The sequence below is a fragment of the Ruegeria sp. AM7 genome, from assembly GCF_056535965.1.
In genome coordinates, this window is record NZ_JBQFJE010000002.1 from 1 (window position 1) to 14435 (window position 14435).

The following is a 14435-nucleotide window of genomic DNA, read 5'->3' on the forward strand; positions in this document are numbered from 1 at the left end:
GTTAACGGTGGCTGTGGCAAGACCACATTCGATGCAGCCCTTTTCGCCACATCCCGTTTTATTCCGCCCGCATTTTTGGAGGTGCCGGTTTGGCAGAGACAGAACTCGAACGCGCCGAGAAACGATACGCCCAGGCCAAGGCCCGCCTTCAGGCCCTGCGCAACCGGGAAGCCACCAGACAGCGCAAACTGGATACCCGGCGGAAAGTCATCCTCGGCGGTGCACTCATGGATTTGGCCGAACGGGACAGCGGCGCGGCGGTGATGCTGGAGCGACTGATCCGCAACCTGTCCCGCGAACAGGACCGCAAGGCCTTCGCGGACTGGGGCGCTTCAGGAGGCCCTCCCCCCCCCGGTTCTGATCCAGACGGGTCCGCCTGATGCGCTGGCTGGCCTCGGTCCTGGACCGACCCTTCCGGTTTCTTCTGCGGCTGGTCTTCACCCCGATCCTGTTCATCTGGATGATCGGGGCCATGGGTTTTGGCGCGATGCTGGGAGCGCTCGCCGGGTTCTTTCTCTCGATCCCCTTCTTTGAAATCCCGCCCGGCCAATCCACCTGGGAACTGGTGATCTACATCCCCTGCATGATCATCGGTGCCATCTTCGGATTCCAGTATTGGCGTTTCACCTCCGGCGCAGACAATTTCTTCGGCCTGAACGGAGACAGCCACGGCTCGGCCCGTTTCGCCAGTCGCAAGGAGCTGAAGAAGCTGGTGAAGCCGGACGGGTTGCTCATCGGTCGGTCTCCCGCCGGTCAGCTCCTGCGCTATGACGGTCCTGCCCATCTGCTGACCCTCGCCCCCACACGGGCCGGGAAAGGCGTCGGCACGGTCATCCCGAACCTGCTCATGGCGGATCGCTCGGTGATCGTGGTGGACCCCAAAGGCGAGAACGCCCGGATCGCCGGGGCTGCCCGTCATGCTTTCGGTCAGGTCCATATCCTCGATCCGTTTGAGGTCTCCGGACAACCCAGTTCGTCCTACAATCCACTAGACCGGCTGACAGCCACCAGTCCCGATCTGGGCGAGGATGCCACCACGCTGGCCGATGCCCTGGTCATGGACCCGCCGGGACAGGCGCAGGAGGCACACTGGAACGAGGAGGCCAAGGCCATCCTCTCCGGGCTGATCATGTTTTGTGTCGCCCATGAGGAGCGCGACCGGCGCAATCTGGCCACCGTGCGGGAATACCTCACCCTGCCCCCGGACAGGTTCCGGGCGCTGCTGGAACTGATGCAGGACAGCGACGCCGCCCACGGGCTGATTGCCCGCGCCGCCAACCGGTTTCTGGGAAAGGCGGATCGCGAAGCCGCCTCGGTCCTGTCCAACGCGCAGCGCCACACGCATTTCCTGGACAGCCCGCGCATCGCAGGCGTGATCAGCCGGTCGGATTTCCACTTCGCGGAGCTGCAACAACGCACCGTGTCGGTGTTTCTGGTGCTACCGCCCAACCGGCTGGACGCCTACAGCCGCTGGCTGCGCCTGCTGATCTCTCAGGCGCTTCAGGACATCGCACGGCACGCAGAGGGGCCACAAGCTGTCATAGAGGCCCGGAACGGCGCGCAGGACGTCTCAGGGGCCGCAGGAGGGCCAGAGGGAGCCTCACGGCCACCAAGTAGCCCTACCCTCTTCCTCCTCGATGAATTTGCCGCTCTCGGCCGTCTGGAAGCCATAGAACGCGCCATGGGGCTGATGGCAGGCTACGGATTACAGATCTGGCCGATCTTGCAGGACATGAGCCAGCTCAACGATCTCTATGGCAAACGCGCGGGCACCTTTGTGGCCAATGCAGGCGTCCAGCAGGTCTTTGGCGTGAATGATCTGGAAACGGCCCAATGGCTGAGCAGGATGATCGGCCAGGAAACCACCGGCTATCAGACCCAGAGCTATAAACCGGGGGATGCGCCCTCGATGACGCAAAACGTCACTGGCCGCGATCTGCTCACACCGGATGAAATCATGCAGATGCCGCCCGATCTTCAGCTCCTGCGGGTTCAGGGCAATCCCACGGCCCTCGCCCGCAAGCTGCGCTATTACGCCGATCCCGAGTTCAAGGGGCTGTTCCAGCCGCAAGACCGTTAGATGCCGCTACGGATACCAGATTGTACAGGCCAAATGTTCACATTATGTTCGCATTAAGTTTGATTGAAGGAGAATACCTATGACAAAAGTAGCCGTGATGCTGACGGAAGGTTTCGCAGATTGGGAATACGCATTGATTGGCGGGACTGGTGGCCCGTTTTATGGCCTCGACGTTCAGTATTTCGCACCCGAATCTGGTGAGCTGCAATCTCAGGGCGGGCTGACAGCAAGGGTTTCACAGGATTTCGAGGCATTGATGGCTTGGCAACCGACAGTCTTGGTGGTTGTCGGTGGTATGATCTGGGAAACTGACAATGCGCCGGATGTCAGTAATATTCTCAAATCCCTGCACGGCAGCGGTACCAGCATAGGCGGCATCTGCGGCGGCACACTCGCTTTGGCGCGAGCGGGTCTACTGGACAGCACCTCCCACACCTCCAATGATGGGGGTTTTCTCAAGAAACACGCATCAGGTTATCAGGGTGAAGCCTTCTATCAGGCAAGCGCATCGGCGGTTTCAGCGGATCGAGTGATCACTGCACCAGGCACCGCTCCGGCAGTTTCACGGCGGCCGTTTTGCAGCCGCTGGATTGTCGGACGAGGTGACTTCCCAGTTCAAAGGAATGATGGCCGCTGAACATAGCTGACATCGGATCTTCAGCCGAAAAACCAATAACGGGAAAGAAACACGAGCATGTCAGACCAGTCCCCCTCCCCTGCTCCGCTCTCTGACGAGGAGCTGCGCGAAACCCTTGATATGGTCGGCACGGTGCTGGCCAGCGTGTCGGATCGTGTAGATGCCCAGACCGGCACCATGGATCGCCTGGTCAAAACGGCCACAGAAGCACGACAGCTTTCGCGGCACAGAACCAGACCGATCCGGAACAATACGGCAATCTGGTGGGTCAGGCTGTTGCGGGGAAAATCACTGATCCGCTCAATCACATGATCCGGGTTGCCAACGTGTTGAGCAAACAAAGCAGTCATACCGAAGAGGTTCTGAAAAAGGCTGAACAGGACAAATGGGACATCCTCAATGACATCCGGGACCGGGAAAGACAGGTGGACCGCTGGAAAAACCGTCTGCCCTGGTTTGCTCTGGGCGCTATCGCTCTCATTGTTGCGCTGACGGTGACGCTTCCGCGTTTCTCAGCAGTCAACGGCACCACATGCGCTGTCTTTGGGGGGGAGTGGGTCCGTACAACAGAGGGGAATCCCGCCTGCGTCCATTATCAGGATTGAGGGTAGCGCAGTGAGTTATCCACAGGCCATCTGCAAGCCAGTGGGTGTTATATATGTGTTAGATATAGTGTTACGAGAATCGGTAGATTTCTAAGTAACTGTTTTTGTAAGCGAAAATTGGCCTGTTTTAGACAGCTGGTGTGTAGAGTATCGAAGAATGGTGGGTAGACTATCGAATAAAGGTGTGTAGAGTATCGAAGAACTTGGCGCACTGGTGGGCAGAGTGTCGAATAACGGTGGGTAGACTATCGAATAATGGCGCGGCCTAGAAAACGAACAGCTTTGCTACCTCAGAGGCATACGGAGCCAGACCTCTTCGTGTGCGATATTCTGGATGCGACACCGAAGAGTGACCGAGCTTCCATGGAGCATCCGTTGTTCTCGTTGTCGGTCAAGAAAGACATGGCTGCGTTTGAATACCAGCAAGGCAACGTGAAGGTGAAGATCACGCCAGCGGCTGAAGAAGGCCGTGCAAACGTCTTTGATCGGGATATTCTGATCTACGTGTTGAGCCAACTCATGGCTGCTAAGAATGAAGGTCAGGAAATTGGTCGCCGTGTTCAGATTTCAGCGCATGACCTTCTGAAAGCCACCAATCGCCACACGACCGGCCAGGCCTATGCCACACTGCGCCGTGCCCTCACCCGCCTCCAGTTCACCCAGATCGAAACCAATATCCATGACCATGGTGTCGGAGAATGGCGGTCCATCTCGTTCATTACCGATGCGCGGATCGTCAAAGAAGATTCCACAGGGCGGTTGCTGAGCGTAGAGCTGGAGATGGGGGATTGGCTCGTAAAGGCCATTGAGAACAAGAATGTTCTGACTCTTCACAAAGCGTATTTTCAGCTCCGGAAACCTCTGGAACGCCGATTGTATGAGCTGGCCCGCAAACACTGCGGCAAGCAGGATGTCTGGCGGATTGGTCTCGACAAGCTACAGCATAAGACCGGATCAACATCGACCACCAAAGAGTTCAAACGCCTCGTCAAAGCGATCTGCAAAGCGGATGAGGAACAAGGGCATATGCCGGATTACCGCTTCAGGCTGCTTCATGATGTATTGGAAGTATCACCCAAGCCTGAATTCCTTGACATATATCAAGATTCTGCGGACACCAGCCCGGAAATTTCAGTGCGGCTTTCCCCTGAAACTTACGAGAAAGCAAGAGAAGCCGCTCCGACATGGGATGTTCACTTTTTGGAGCAAGAGTGGCGGATGTGGATGAGCGAACCGCCGCGTCATCCCGACGGTGCTTTTCTTGGATTTTGTCGAAAGTGGTTTGAGCGAAAAGGTCGCGCCCCATAACTGATAATAGTTATCTAATTGTCTGATGCGCTTCAAAAGAAGGAACTTAAGGTGAAATCCCTTAGAATTAACGAGCATTCCGCATCTCTCCGCTTTATGGAGTTTGACGGGAATGGGCTTCCGCTGTTGATGCTGCATGGCTTGGGTTGTTCTGCATCATTTGAATATCCGGAACTCGCCCGTTCTAACCCGCTCGCAGAGCACCGTATAATCCTAATCGACATGCTTGGCTTCGGGTACAGCGATCAACCATTGGATTTCGGCTATAGCGTTAGCGATCATGCTGAAATTATTGCCGAATTCGCAACCAAGATGAATCTTGGGCAGTTTAATCTCTATGGCCACAGTATGGGTGGGACGGTAGCAATAGAAGCAGCGACCATTCTTGGCGATCAAATCAAAAACCTTGTCCTTTCGGAAGCCAATCTTGACAATGGGGCGGAAAATTCAGCACAGATATCGCGCTGGCTGGCGAAGAGGTGTACACCACCCGCTTACATGCCGAAACGCTTCAAACAGCGATGCGCTCGGGCAATCATGACTGGGCGACGACGATGCGTTTCAGTCTCCCACGAGCGGTATATTATGGTGCATCGTCTTGGTAGAAGGAGGTACGCAAAATTGGCGTGAACTCTTGTATCAGCACCCAGCTAGAAAGAGTTTCATATTCGGAGAACGGTCTCTTCCGCACCCTGATTTTGATGTCCTACCAAAACAGGGTATTGAAACCTTCTCTGTTCCCAATGCCGGTCATTCTATGGGGTAGAAACCCGCTTGGGCTGGCGAGTTGCATAGCGCGGGCAATACAAAGATGAGAACACCTAGTAGATAACAGATATTTGTTACCTGTTGACTGTTATCAATTACCTGTTATCAGTTATCAAAAAGAGGGCAGAACATGACACAGGTAATCAGCGTTGTGCAGGAAAAGGGGTGGAGCTGGAAAACCACGCTGCTCACCGCAATCGCCAGTCTGATGGTTGAAGATGGAGCCAAGGTTGCTGTGATTGACACCGATCCGCAGCGCCATCTGGAATCCTGGGCCAAAAAGGATCAGACGGCTCTAGACTGGCTGTATGAAGAAAACGACGAACGGCTCATTCCCACGGTTAAGGCACTTAAGAAATCTGAACAGCCTTACGACGCTATTTTCATCGACACGGCCGGTTTCAAGTCGGCAATGGCTATGCACGCTATTGCAGCGGCAAATCTGATCTTGATCCCATCCAAGGCCAACGAAGCTGACGCAAAGGGCGCAAAGCGCACATACTCCCACGTTCAGAGCGTTGCCGAAACCATGGAGAAGGAGATCGCCTCGTTCGTGGTGATGATGGATGTTGATACCAACACAAATATTACGCAGGCCATTACCGATGCACTCGATGCGCAAGAAATACCTCGTCTTCGCGCGATGTGCGCGCACCGAACCGGGTTCAAAGAAATGACCTCTACAGGAGCTGGACCGCAAGGATCGGCAAAAGGTCCGCGCAATCGGTGTTGGCGGACATGCAGCTTATCAGCTATTACAGGAGCGACGCATGGCAAAAGTCAGCGTAAACCTCGAAGACGATTTCGATAGTGATGAGGCCACGACCAAAGTGCGTGAGTTGGCGGCACCATTGCCGAGTGTGAGCAAGGCCAAATCCGCTGCATTGAAAGATGCGCCTCGTGTCCAGTTTTCGTTCACGAATGTCCCGAAACCGATCAAGGACGCTTTTGACCAGGAGGCGCTGAAACGCGGTCTCTCCAAGAAAGAACTGCTTTATGCCTGCCTCCGATCTGGCGGCATCGAGATTCCAGATGCTGAAGAAATTGATGGGCGCAGAAGATAACAGATAACAGTTATCCATCCGCTGGAGCTGAAACATGAAAGCTCACCTCGAAAGACACGATCCATCCCAGAACATTGCGCGCTACTATCGCATGTCAGTTCTGCCCAATCTATTTGGGGAATGGACGCTTCGCCGAGAATGGGGCCGGATCGGTCGAAGTGGTCAGGTTCGTATGGATTTATTTCGTAGCCAGGTTGAGGCCGAGAGTGCCTTAGAGACATTGACGGATGCCAAGCAAAAGCGAGACTATGTGAAAGTTTATTGATCGGATATCTCTATGTCCTTAGGACATAGAGATATCCGATCCGTATGTCAAACCAGTTGAATCCTTTCGACCAATCGAATCCTTGACTCTTTGTGTGCCATCTGTATATGTCCTAAGGACATATACAGATGGCACACGTATGAAGTTCACAGACGGGGTGGAACAAGCGCTCCTGAAGCGCGATCTGCCGATCATCACATATTACGATTTCTTCGTTCTGGGGCATTCGCTTTTCCAGAAACGTGAATGGGACGGAGAACCTCTCAAACGTATGCCGCAAGGGTGGGATCAAACCCGTGCGAATAACGCTATCAAGCGCATGGAAGAACGCAGAGCACTAGTCCCTGATTCCGATTTCAGGTCGGGTGTCTGGCGTGTCACGCAAGCCACTCGTGCGGGGTCGGCGGAAGAGGTCGTGTGTATTGCTGATCCATTTGCCTATGTCTCACATTTGTCAGCGATGCAGAAATACAGCCTGACAGAACGAAGTCCCAAAGCTCTGCATGTGACCACGCCGCGTCGTGATCTTTGGAACCAACTCCGAAATAACCGTGTGCGCGATGATCTGCCCGAGATCGAAGACATAGATAAGCCGGTGCTCTATCGGCCAGGCTTTAAGGATACAATTCGGCGGCGACCGGTCATTATGCATATCTCAAGCCACCCCTGGACGCCTGTGCCTCTCGGTGGCGAGGAAACCCGGATCACGTCTATCGGCCAAACCTTTGCAGATATGATTACAGAGCCGGGATTGTGCGGCGGGATGCGCCATGTCCTCGATGTCTGGGAACGTGACGCGGATCAATGGTTGCCAGAAATCGTGGCGGCCGTGGATCAGTTAAACAGCAAAATTGCCAAGGTCCGGGCAGGATATATCCTCTCGGAAGTGCTGAGCTTGATGATCCCGCTATTGCGCGTTGGGAAGCCTTTGCGCAAAGAGGGGGATCACGGAAGTTGGACCCTGAAGCGGACTATCTCCCCGAATTTTCAGAACGATGGATGATTTCACTGAATGTCTGATGCAGAACACATGGCCGATGAGGCCGAATACGACATTGTAGATGTGGATGTGCGGGCCTGGGTGGAGGCTGCGCGCTCTAATCCAGCTCAGTATCGCGATAGGCAGGTTACGGAGATTGTTCTTGCGGCCATCGGGTTGGCCCCCAACCTGAACACAAACCTAGTCCTGAAGGGTGGGGCTGTGATGGCCCTTGCCTTCAAAAGCAACCGGGTCACGGCCGATGTGGATTTCACCTCAATCGTGGAACCAGCCGGGTTTGCGGATCAGATCGCAGATGATCTGAACGCCATCTTGCCCCAAACCGCAATCCGCCTTGGGTATCTGAACCTTCTTTGCCGAGTGCAAACCGTCAAGAAAATGCCCAAGCCGCTGAACTTCGAAGAGTTCGATTTCCCGGCTTTGCTCATCCGGATCGGTTCGGCCGAGCGCGGAACAGGCGAAGAAAAACGCTTGGAAGCCGGGCGCGCCATACGGGTGTTGGATATCGAGATCAGCTTCCGGGATCAGGTGTATGCCTTCCAAGAGCTGAACTTGACCGGGCCGGGGGTCGCGGTTCGGGCATTCACATTACACGAGATCATCGCTGAAAAGCTACGCGCGCTGTTACAACAACCGATCCGCAACAGAAACCGTCGCCAGGATGTCTATGACATCGCCTACCTGATCGAAACCAACGAGTTGACCGATGAAGATCGCCGCAGCATCCTGGAAACGCTGATCGAGAAGTGCCAGGCGCGCGGTATAGAGGCTACGCTGGAATCTATGGATGATCCTGAGATTCGGCGGCGGGCTGAGGTTGATTGGAACACGCTTGCCCTCGAACTGGATGATCTGCCGCCGTTTGATGAGCGGTTTGCCATGATGCACGAGCTGTATCTGTCGCTGCCTTGGCCACAATCTTGAGCGTAGCGGCGGGGCCACAACTGCTCGGTTTCTGCGGCTTGGTGAATGGCTTTCATTGACATAACGCAATTCTGAACTCATAAATCCCTAAAAACGCAACCCCGAAGAATCGGAGCAGTTATGGGGATTTTGTGAAAACCCGCTTTCCCGTCGCTATCTATCGCGGCCTTATCATTGACCTTGAAGACCGCCTGCGCGGTGAGGCCCTGAAGGCGCATCGGATGATCCAGGATCATTCTGGCCTTGATCCCCGACGCGCGCGGGCGCTGGAAGGTCTGTCGCGCTTTCACATGATGGAGAAGGGGTTTCAGGAAGTCTGTGAGCTTCATGGTGGCGCGCTGCTTGATGGCGGCATCATTCCTGGTACGGACTTCAAAGTGTTTCAGCCGTTCATGCGTTTCGAACATGAAGGGCAGGGCTTTATCCTTGGCCTTGCCGCAATGCCGGAACCCAGCAAGCTGCCGGTGAAGAACAAGTCTCGGAAAGCTGGTGTGACCCTGAACTATCGTCTCTCGCCGCATTTCGACTTTGACGGGACTGCTCCGAAAGTCGGAGATATTTGCATTCTGTTTCTTTTTGCCCGTGACCCCGAACAGGCGGGCAAGATCAAAGAATTGGCCATTGGCGTCATTGATTCCGATTATGAACAGTACCTGTTTTACGAACGGATCGACCAGTACCTCGCGGATGACGGGGATGTGTCGGAACTCAGCTCGCCGCTTCCCACACCTCCTGCGTCGCCTGCCAGCGGTGCTGTCCGCCTGAAACGCACAATAAAGACCTTTGTGCTCAGAAGCGCCATCTGCGGATGACGAAGAGGGCGGCACGGCGTAAAGGGTGCCACCGGCACTGACAGGAGGGAACAATGCGTGTGGGAACACCCGGCTTCGTGCCGGAACGCCTCGTTGAGGCCCGCGCAGCTCGGCGCGTTCAAAGTATGAAAGAATTGGCCCGCATGTTGGGCGTAAGCCCCAGCTCGGTATCGCGTTGGGAAACCGGCAAACAAGCCCCCGAAGCGGATGCCCTGGCAGAGCTTGCTAAGGCTTTGCGCGTTCGGCGCGAGTTCTTTTTGCGCCCTGTATTCGATAGCCCGCGCCCGATGTTTTACCGCAAGCTGGTCAGCACACTGAAACGCGACCGCGAATATCAGGCATCCCAGGTGAACTGGTTGCATGAGATCAGCGATGTCTTGCAGCACTATGTGGATTTTCCGGAACTCGATATCCCTGACGTTTTGGACGGAGCCAGCTACAGCCAGCTCCGGGATGAGGATATTGAAGACATCGCGGGTGAGCTGCGTGCCCATTGGCAGTTGGGGGAAGGCCCCTGCACCAATGTTGTTGCCGTGCTGGAAAAGATCGGTTGTGTTGTCGGCTCTATCGAAATGGGCACCTCAAAGCTGGACGGAGTATGCAGTTGGTCGAAATCGGAAGACCGGCCTCACATATTGCTGTCTTCAGACAAGATGAATTTGCCCCGTCGCCAGATGGATGCGGCGCATGAACTGGGCCATGCTGTTTTGCATAGGAACGTCAGCACCGAAGCGTTGCGCGACGATCTGAAGGAGATCGAGCGCCAGGCTTTCCGGTTCGCCAGCGCATTTTTGATGCCTCAGACCACCTATGTCTCCGAGGTTCCAAATTATTCACTGGCCGGGTTGCTGTCATTGAAAGAACGCTGGCGGGTATCTGTAAAGGCCCAAATCAAGCGACTCGTCGATCTGGAAATCATCCTCAGGACCACGCAACGCAGCTCTATAAAACCTATTCCGCCAAAGGCTGGAACCGGCAGGAACCAATGGACAAGGAATGGGCGGTGCCAAAGCCGCGTGTGCTGTGATGCTTTGTGCCTGATCGTAGATCCGGCACGCGTACCAAAGAAGATTTGTTGTCCGTCGAGTTCACCATGCACCCCGGTGACATCGAGAACCTGGTCAATCTTCCGTCTGGCTGGTTTAGCAAGAAGACCGGTGATGTGGTGTCTCTGACCTTGAAATCCGATGCTTCGCGCGAAACCAACTCTCTTGCAGGGGGATCGGTCATCCAGTTTTCTCGGCGTGAATCGTCGTAACAGAAAGCCAGGTCATGCGTGTACCCATCGACATTTCAGAAGAGGATTTGGACGGCGACTACGGGACAGTGCCAGGGCTGGTCATCACCTGCACCCGCTGTCGCCACTCGGTGGAAGTATTTGGGACAGAAGATAACTCGGTGAAGCGGGGCGCTGTCATGTTGCGGGATGAATGCCCGCTCGATGAGGATAATTTCTACGCTGCGTGAGCAGACTTTCTCCATCAAGTGAGGTAGCGAAAACCGGGCTAGGACATCACAGATTCAGTCATTTCAGTCCATGAGATGTACTTCATGGACTGAAATGGGGTCTTACAAAGATCATATAGGGTAGATGTAATATACTGATAAATAAGGGTATACATATAGAAATCTGCCCGTAGTTACTTGAAGTGTATCTAGATATGATTGGTCCAACAGCGCATTTTTTCGGCATGATCGACCGAAAATTTCCAAAAGGATCTCCGATATGCCGTCTGAAAACTTCCTCTCCTCGCTCCTCGATGCGCCGCCAACTATCCTTGCGTTGCTCCTCGGCCTTGCGGCTGTAGGAGTCGCGGGTCTGGCCCTCCATGTGGTCCTGCGTGCCATCACAAAGGAACGCAGCGAATGAATATGCGGAAATGGGTGAAGCCCTTCCGCCTGGCTAGAAGATGGTGGATTGGCTGCATTCAAATGGCGTGCTGGTGTTGGTGCATCTGAAACTGCTGCACTCATGGTTTTGATCGCGGTTGCGCATCGCGCCGATCTCAATGAAGGCTTGGCCCGCACCACCTATGACGAGTTGACCACAGCCACCGGCATAAGCCGGACCAAGGTTTCAGATGCTCTCGATGTATTGGCGGCTCGGAACCTGGTAGTCCGGGAACCAGACGGACGTAGCACCTACCGGCTCACCAATTACGGTGAAGGCCATGTCTGGGCGGCACTACCTGCGAAGCCCCTCTATGATCGTGATGGCGCAATCCCGATGTTTGAAGATTTCCATCTTCGTAAGGCCGCAGAGCTGGATGCCCTGAAAATTTACCTCACGCTTGCAGCCAGGCGGGACGCATCTGCGAACGTGACCCGGATTACCTATGATCAGATCAATGCCTACGCTGGCGTTCACCTCGGCCGGATCAAGCGAGCACTTGGGATTCTGAACATCAACGGTCTGATTACGGTTGAAAGCTATGAACGGAAGGACGGGAAACCAGGTGCGGCACACGGCTATAGGCTGTCACATCTATTCCCAAGTCGTCACGCTGGAACCACCGGTCGCATGGGCGGGATGAGTCACTTGTTCCCTGAACTGGAATAGCGACGTGACAGATAAAACCTCGATTACACCCGACGCACTGTCCGTTCGCTGACCTTGAACAGTCTCGCGATCTCCGCGACGGCGCGTTGTTCGTCATCACGCATCCGGCGTACTTCGTCTTTCTGCGCTGTTGTCAGGGCAGGGGGCCTACCCCCGATCCGGCCACGTTTACGAGCTGATGCAAGCCCCTCCCTCGTGCGCTCGGAAATCCGCTCCCGCTCAAACTGGGCGATGGATGCGAAAACATGGAAGACGAGCCGGCCGGCCGGCGTCGTCGTGTCAATATCCTCGGCCAGGGATCGAAAGCCGGCACCATGCTCACGGATCGTCTCAACAATCTCCAGCAGGTCTTTCAGGGATCGCGCCAGGCGGTCGTACTTGGTGACAATCACAACATCACCATCGCGGAGCTGGTCCAGCATCTTGTTCAGTTCAGGCCGCTCTCGTTTTGATCCGCTGATCTTGTCAGAGAACAACCTCTCGGCCCCGGCCGCCGTCAAGGCGTCCGTCTGTACGTCAAGATTCTGGTCTTCCGTGCTGACGCGCGCGTATCCGATAATCATGCAGCGATCTGGTCAGAAACGTAGGTTTTGTCCAGATCGCACAGATAGTCGCTAAAATCAGCCGTGATTATTGCCCAGCCAAAGCAAGAACCACGACACCAGCCAGAATGACGCTTGCCCAGGTCAGGCGGTGTTTCAACTGGCCTTCGCCAAGCAACAGGCTTCCCATCAATACCGTCAGCAGAACGCTCAGCTCGCGGATCGGAGCGACGAAGACGACCGGGGTGAAGGTCAGCGCTATGAGGACCAGAATATAGGCAAGTGGATTAAATACCGCGATGACCAGCACGCCCAACTTGTGCTGCCATATGGCCCAGACTAATGCGCGACGGCGCAAGGCAAGCGGCGCTAGCAGAACCGTTCTGCCCACGCTGGACACGTAATCCAGCAGCAGCGGCGGGATCATCAGCGCTGAGACTGCATAGGCATCCCATGCGGTGTAGCTTCCGATGAACAGTCCGGCCATCAACCCGAAACCGAGTGACAGCAAGGCACTGCCCCCAGATCGGCGAAACCCGCCTGTCAGCATCAGAACGCCGAAGATGATGACGGCTCCGCCTGTGGCAATCTGCGGCGTGATCTGCTCACCCAGAAACAGCAGCGCAAAACAGGTGGATAGCAACGGCCCAGTGGCGCGCGCGGTTGGATAGACCAACGACAGGTCGCCCTTGCGATAGCCGATCTGCAACAGCAGGAAATAGCCCAGATGCAGGGCCGCGCTGCCCGCGATGAAGAGCATTTGCGTGGCGTCAAATAACGGGATGCCCGCCCCGATCCAGACGGCCAGCGGCAGGTAGATCACCACCGACAGAGCTGAGAAAAGCCAGACAAGTTCCGGACCGGCATTGATGCGTTTGACGAAGAAGTTCCAGGTTGCGTGACAGAATGCGGCTGTCAGGACGAGCGCGAAGCCAAGGATGGACATGTATTTTACCTCAAAGACAAGTTTCAAGCAGACGTGCGTAAGCACGCCCGTCCATCCCCCCTAGCTTTCTCGTCTTTAAGGTGTCCGCCCGTGCACGGGCTCATAACGGCGCTCGGTCCAGACCTGATAGATCAGCGGAACCCTAGCCGCACATGGATGGGCAAAAGCACCCTACCATCGAAGGTCAGGCTGTAAAGGCCCACCTTGCGCACCTAGCGCACGCCGAATAGCGTGAAGCCTGTACTCCTTTGAAGCCGATCGTTTTTTGAAAGGGATGATATGGACCCGTTTCTGTTTGCCGCATTTGTAACCACGACACTGCTATTCGTCGCTGTGCCGGGGCCATCTGTGGCGTTCGCCTCGGCTCAGGCTGTGCGCCATGGGACAAAGGCGGCTGCGATCACTGTGGCTGGCGATGCTTTGGGAACCGTGGTTCACATCAGCGTCGCGGTCTGGGGGCTGGCAACCCTGATCGCGATCTCTGAAACAGTTCTGCCATTCCTGCAAATTGCGGGCGGTGCCTTCATCATCTACATGAGCATCCAGTCCTTCAGGGTCTCTCGCCATCCAGTCAAAGCGCCAGCGGCCACCAACCACCGCGTCACCTTCTGGGCCGGTTTCTTTGCTTGTGTGACCAACCCGAAGGCCATCGTGTTCTTCGTGGCGCTGTTCCCGAGCTTTATCTCGCCCGATCACAACATCCTGCTTCAGAGCGTAGTCTACGGGGTTATTTTTCTGGTCCTCGATGCGGCGTCCATTCTTGGTTACGCGTTTCTGGCGATGCACGCGGTACGCAAGGCAACATCCCGTTGGCTGAATGTCGAGGTTCTGAGTGGGCTTGGCTTGTTCGAGGTCGGGGTTGGAATGGTGGTCAAAGGTTATCGCGCCATACCGTCGAACTGAGCTGGGGCACTTATTTCCCAA

19 protein-coding genes and 1 pseudogene are annotated in these 14435 nt (G+C 55.4%); 18 read left to right on the top strand and 2 right to left on the bottom strand.

Translation table 11 applies throughout. The features are described 5' to 3' along the window. Positions 1 to 89: 89 nt before the first annotated feature. From ACR3EG_RS03260 to ACR3EG_RS03340, 17 genes and pseudogenes are all read left to right on the top strand, one after another. Positions 90 to 380 (top strand): mobilization protein, encoded by a 291-nt coding sequence (locus ACR3EG_RS03260; RefSeq protein ID WP_480482876.1) that lies wholly within the window; start codon positions 90 to 92, stop codon positions 378 to 380. After that, positions 380 to 2080 carry a type IV secretory system conjugative DNA transfer family protein gene (locus tag ACR3EG_RS03265; RefSeq protein WP_480482878.1) on the top strand — a complete coding sequence of 567 codons (1701 nt, stop codon included), beginning with the start codon at positions 380 to 382 and terminating at the stop codon, positions 2078 to 2080. Before ACR3EG_RS03260 ends, ACR3EG_RS03265 begins: the two co-directional genes overlap by 1 nt. Before the next feature lie 79 nt (positions 2081 to 2159). Further along, positions 2160 to 2717 carry a DJ-1/PfpI family protein gene (locus ACR3EG_RS03270; protein ID WP_480482880.1) on the top strand — a complete coding sequence of 186 codons (558 nt, stop codon included), beginning with the start codon at positions 2160 to 2162 and terminating at the stop codon, positions 2715 to 2717. A 57-nt stretch (positions 2718 to 2774) separates the two neighbouring features. After that, positions 2775 to 3029: a hypothetical protein gene (locus ACR3EG_RS03275; protein WP_480482882.1), complete on the top strand. Its 255-nt coding sequence runs from the start codon at positions 2775 to 2777 to the stop codon at positions 3027 to 3029. Further along, positions 3026 to 3322 (top strand): hypothetical protein, encoded by a 297-nt coding sequence (locus tag ACR3EG_RS03280; RefSeq protein WP_480482884.1) that lies wholly within the window; start codon positions 3026 to 3028, stop codon positions 3320 to 3322. The genes ACR3EG_RS03275 and ACR3EG_RS03280 overlap by 4 nt, the downstream gene beginning before the upstream one ends. A gap of 318 nt (positions 3323 to 3640) precedes the next feature. Continuing rightward, positions 3641 to 4630 carry a replication initiator protein A gene (locus ACR3EG_RS03285; protein ID WP_480482886.1) on the top strand — a complete coding sequence of 330 codons (990 nt, stop codon included), beginning with the start codon at positions 3641 to 3643 and terminating at the stop codon, positions 4628 to 4630. 18 nt (positions 4631 to 4648) lie between these two features. Continuing rightward, positions 4649 to 5260 (top strand): alpha/beta fold hydrolase, encoded by a 612-nt coding sequence (locus ACR3EG_RS03290; RefSeq protein WP_480482888.1) that lies wholly within the window; start codon positions 4649 to 4651, stop codon positions 5258 to 5260. Positions 5261 to 5528: 268 nt separating this feature from the next. Further along, entirely contained in the window at positions 5529 to 6209 is a 681-nt protein-coding gene (locus ACR3EG_RS03295) for an AAA family ATPase (RefSeq protein WP_480482890.1), read from the top strand. Continuing rightward, a complete protein-coding gene (locus ACR3EG_RS03300) occupies positions 6169 to 6462 on the top strand; it encodes a hypothetical protein (protein WP_480482892.1) in 294 nt (97 codons plus the stop codon). Before ACR3EG_RS03295 ends, ACR3EG_RS03300 begins: the two co-directional genes overlap by 41 nt. Positions 6463 to 6496: 34 nt before the next feature. Next, positions 6497 to 6727: a WGR domain-containing protein gene (locus ACR3EG_RS03305; protein WP_480482894.1), complete on the top strand. Its 231-nt coding sequence runs from the start codon at positions 6497 to 6499 to the stop codon at positions 6725 to 6727. 139 nt (positions 6728 to 6866) lie between these two features. Next, the gene (locus ACR3EG_RS03310; RefSeq protein ID WP_480482896.1) at positions 6867 to 7730 is read left to right on the top strand and encodes a type IV toxin-antitoxin system AbiEi family antitoxin domain-containing protein; all 864 of its coding nucleotides are present in this window, start codon (positions 6867 to 6869) and stop codon (positions 7728 to 7730) included. 9 nt (positions 7731 to 7739) lie between these two features. Beyond that, positions 7740 to 8651 carry a nucleotidyl transferase AbiEii/AbiGii toxin family protein gene (locus ACR3EG_RS03315; RefSeq protein ID WP_480482898.1) on the top strand — a complete coding sequence of 304 codons (912 nt, stop codon included), beginning with the start codon at positions 7740 to 7742 and terminating at the stop codon, positions 8649 to 8651. Between the two features lie 131 nt (positions 8652 to 8782). Further along, positions 8783 to 9463 carry a hypothetical protein gene (locus ACR3EG_RS03320; RefSeq protein WP_480482900.1) on the top strand — a complete coding sequence of 227 codons (681 nt, stop codon included), beginning with the start codon at positions 8783 to 8785 and terminating at the stop codon, positions 9461 to 9463. 143 nt (positions 9464 to 9606) lie between these two features. Then, positions 9607 to 9657 (top strand): annotated as a pseudogene (locus tag ACR3EG_RS03325) (hypothetical protein); the annotation flags it as partial. Positions 9658 to 9750: 93 nt separating this feature from the next. Next, entirely contained in the window at positions 9751 to 10638 is an 888-nt protein-coding gene (locus tag ACR3EG_RS03330; RefSeq protein WP_480482983.1) for an ImmA/IrrE family metallo-endopeptidase, read from the top strand. A gap of 97 nt (positions 10639 to 10735) precedes the next feature. Beyond that, positions 10736 to 10930: a hypothetical protein gene (locus tag ACR3EG_RS03335; protein ID WP_480482902.1), complete on the top strand. Its 195-nt coding sequence runs from the start codon at positions 10736 to 10738 to the stop codon at positions 10928 to 10930. A 451-nt stretch (positions 10931 to 11381) separates the two neighbouring features. Then, positions 11382 to 12023, top strand: coding sequence for a hypothetical protein (locus ACR3EG_RS03340; RefSeq protein ID WP_480482904.1), 642 nt, complete (start codon positions 11382 to 11384; stop codon positions 12021 to 12023). 23 nt (positions 12024 to 12046) lie between these two features. Here the strand turns inward: ACR3EG_RS03340 and ACR3EG_RS03345 are convergent, their stop codons facing one another. Together ACR3EG_RS03345 and ACR3EG_RS03350 are read right to left on the bottom strand one after the other, a co-directional pair. Then, positions 12047 to 12586, bottom strand: coding sequence for a recombinase family protein (locus tag ACR3EG_RS03345; protein ID WP_480482906.1), 540 nt, complete (start codon positions 12584 to 12586; stop codon positions 12047 to 12049). Between the two features lie 67 nt (positions 12587 to 12653). Beyond that, positions 12654 to 13511, bottom strand: a complete 858-nt coding sequence (locus ACR3EG_RS03350) for an EamA family transporter (protein ID WP_480482907.1) — start codon at positions 13509 to 13511, stop codon at positions 12654 to 12656. A 279-nt stretch (positions 13512 to 13790) separates the two neighbouring features. Here ACR3EG_RS03350 and ACR3EG_RS03355 point away from each other — a divergent pair, with 279 nt between their 5' ends. Then, the gene (locus tag ACR3EG_RS03355) at positions 13791 to 14414 is read left to right on the top strand and encodes a LysE family translocator (RefSeq protein WP_480482908.1); all 624 of its coding nucleotides are present in this window, start codon (positions 13791 to 13793) and stop codon (positions 14412 to 14414) included. Positions 14415 to 14435 lie beyond the last annotated feature (21 nt).

Coding starts and splice junctions, on each gene's coding strand:
- ACR3EG_RS03315 (WP_480482898.1), top strand. CDS start 7,740: ATGTCTGATGCAGAACACATGGCCGATGAGGCCGAATACGACATTGTA.
- ACR3EG_RS03265 (WP_480482878.1), top strand. CDS start 380: ATGCGCTGGCTGGCCTCGGTCCTGGACCGACCCTTCCGGTTTCTTCTG.
- ACR3EG_RS03350 (WP_480482907.1), bottom strand. CDS start 13,511: ATGTCCATCCTTGGCTTCGCGCTCGTCCTGACAGCCGCATTCTGTCAC.
- ACR3EG_RS03345 (WP_480482906.1), bottom strand. CDS start 12,586: ATGATTATCGGATACGCGCGCGTCAGCACGGAAGACCAGAATCTTGAC.
- ACR3EG_RS03330 (WP_480482983.1), top strand. CDS start 9,751: ATGTTTTACCGCAAGCTGGTCAGCACACTGAAACGCGACCGCGAATAT.
- ACR3EG_RS03275 (WP_480482882.1), top strand. CDS start 2,775: ATGTCAGACCAGTCCCCCTCCCCTGCTCCGCTCTCTGACGAGGAGCTG.
- ACR3EG_RS03305 (WP_480482894.1), top strand. CDS start 6,497: ATGAAAGCTCACCTCGAAAGACACGATCCATCCCAGAACATTGCGCGC.
- ACR3EG_RS03295 (WP_480482890.1), top strand. CDS start 5,529: ATGACACAGGTAATCAGCGTTGTGCAGGAAAAGGGGTGGAGCTGGAAA.
- ACR3EG_RS03300 (WP_480482892.1), top strand. CDS start 6,169: ATGGCAAAAGTCAGCGTAAACCTCGAAGACGATTTCGATAGTGATGAG.
- ACR3EG_RS03270 (WP_480482880.1), top strand. CDS start 2,160: ATGACAAAAGTAGCCGTGATGCTGACGGAAGGTTTCGCAGATTGGGAA.
- ACR3EG_RS03335 (WP_480482902.1), top strand. CDS start 10,736: ATGCGTGTACCCATCGACATTTCAGAAGAGGATTTGGACGGCGACTAC.
- ACR3EG_RS03280 (WP_480482884.1), top strand. CDS start 3,026: ATGATCCGGGTTGCCAACGTGTTGAGCAAACAAAGCAGTCATACCGAA.
- ACR3EG_RS03355 (WP_480482908.1), top strand. CDS start 13,791: ATGGACCCGTTTCTGTTTGCCGCATTTGTAACCACGACACTGCTATTC.
- ACR3EG_RS03310 (WP_480482896.1), top strand. CDS start 6,867: ATGAAGTTCACAGACGGGGTGGAACAAGCGCTCCTGAAGCGCGATCTG.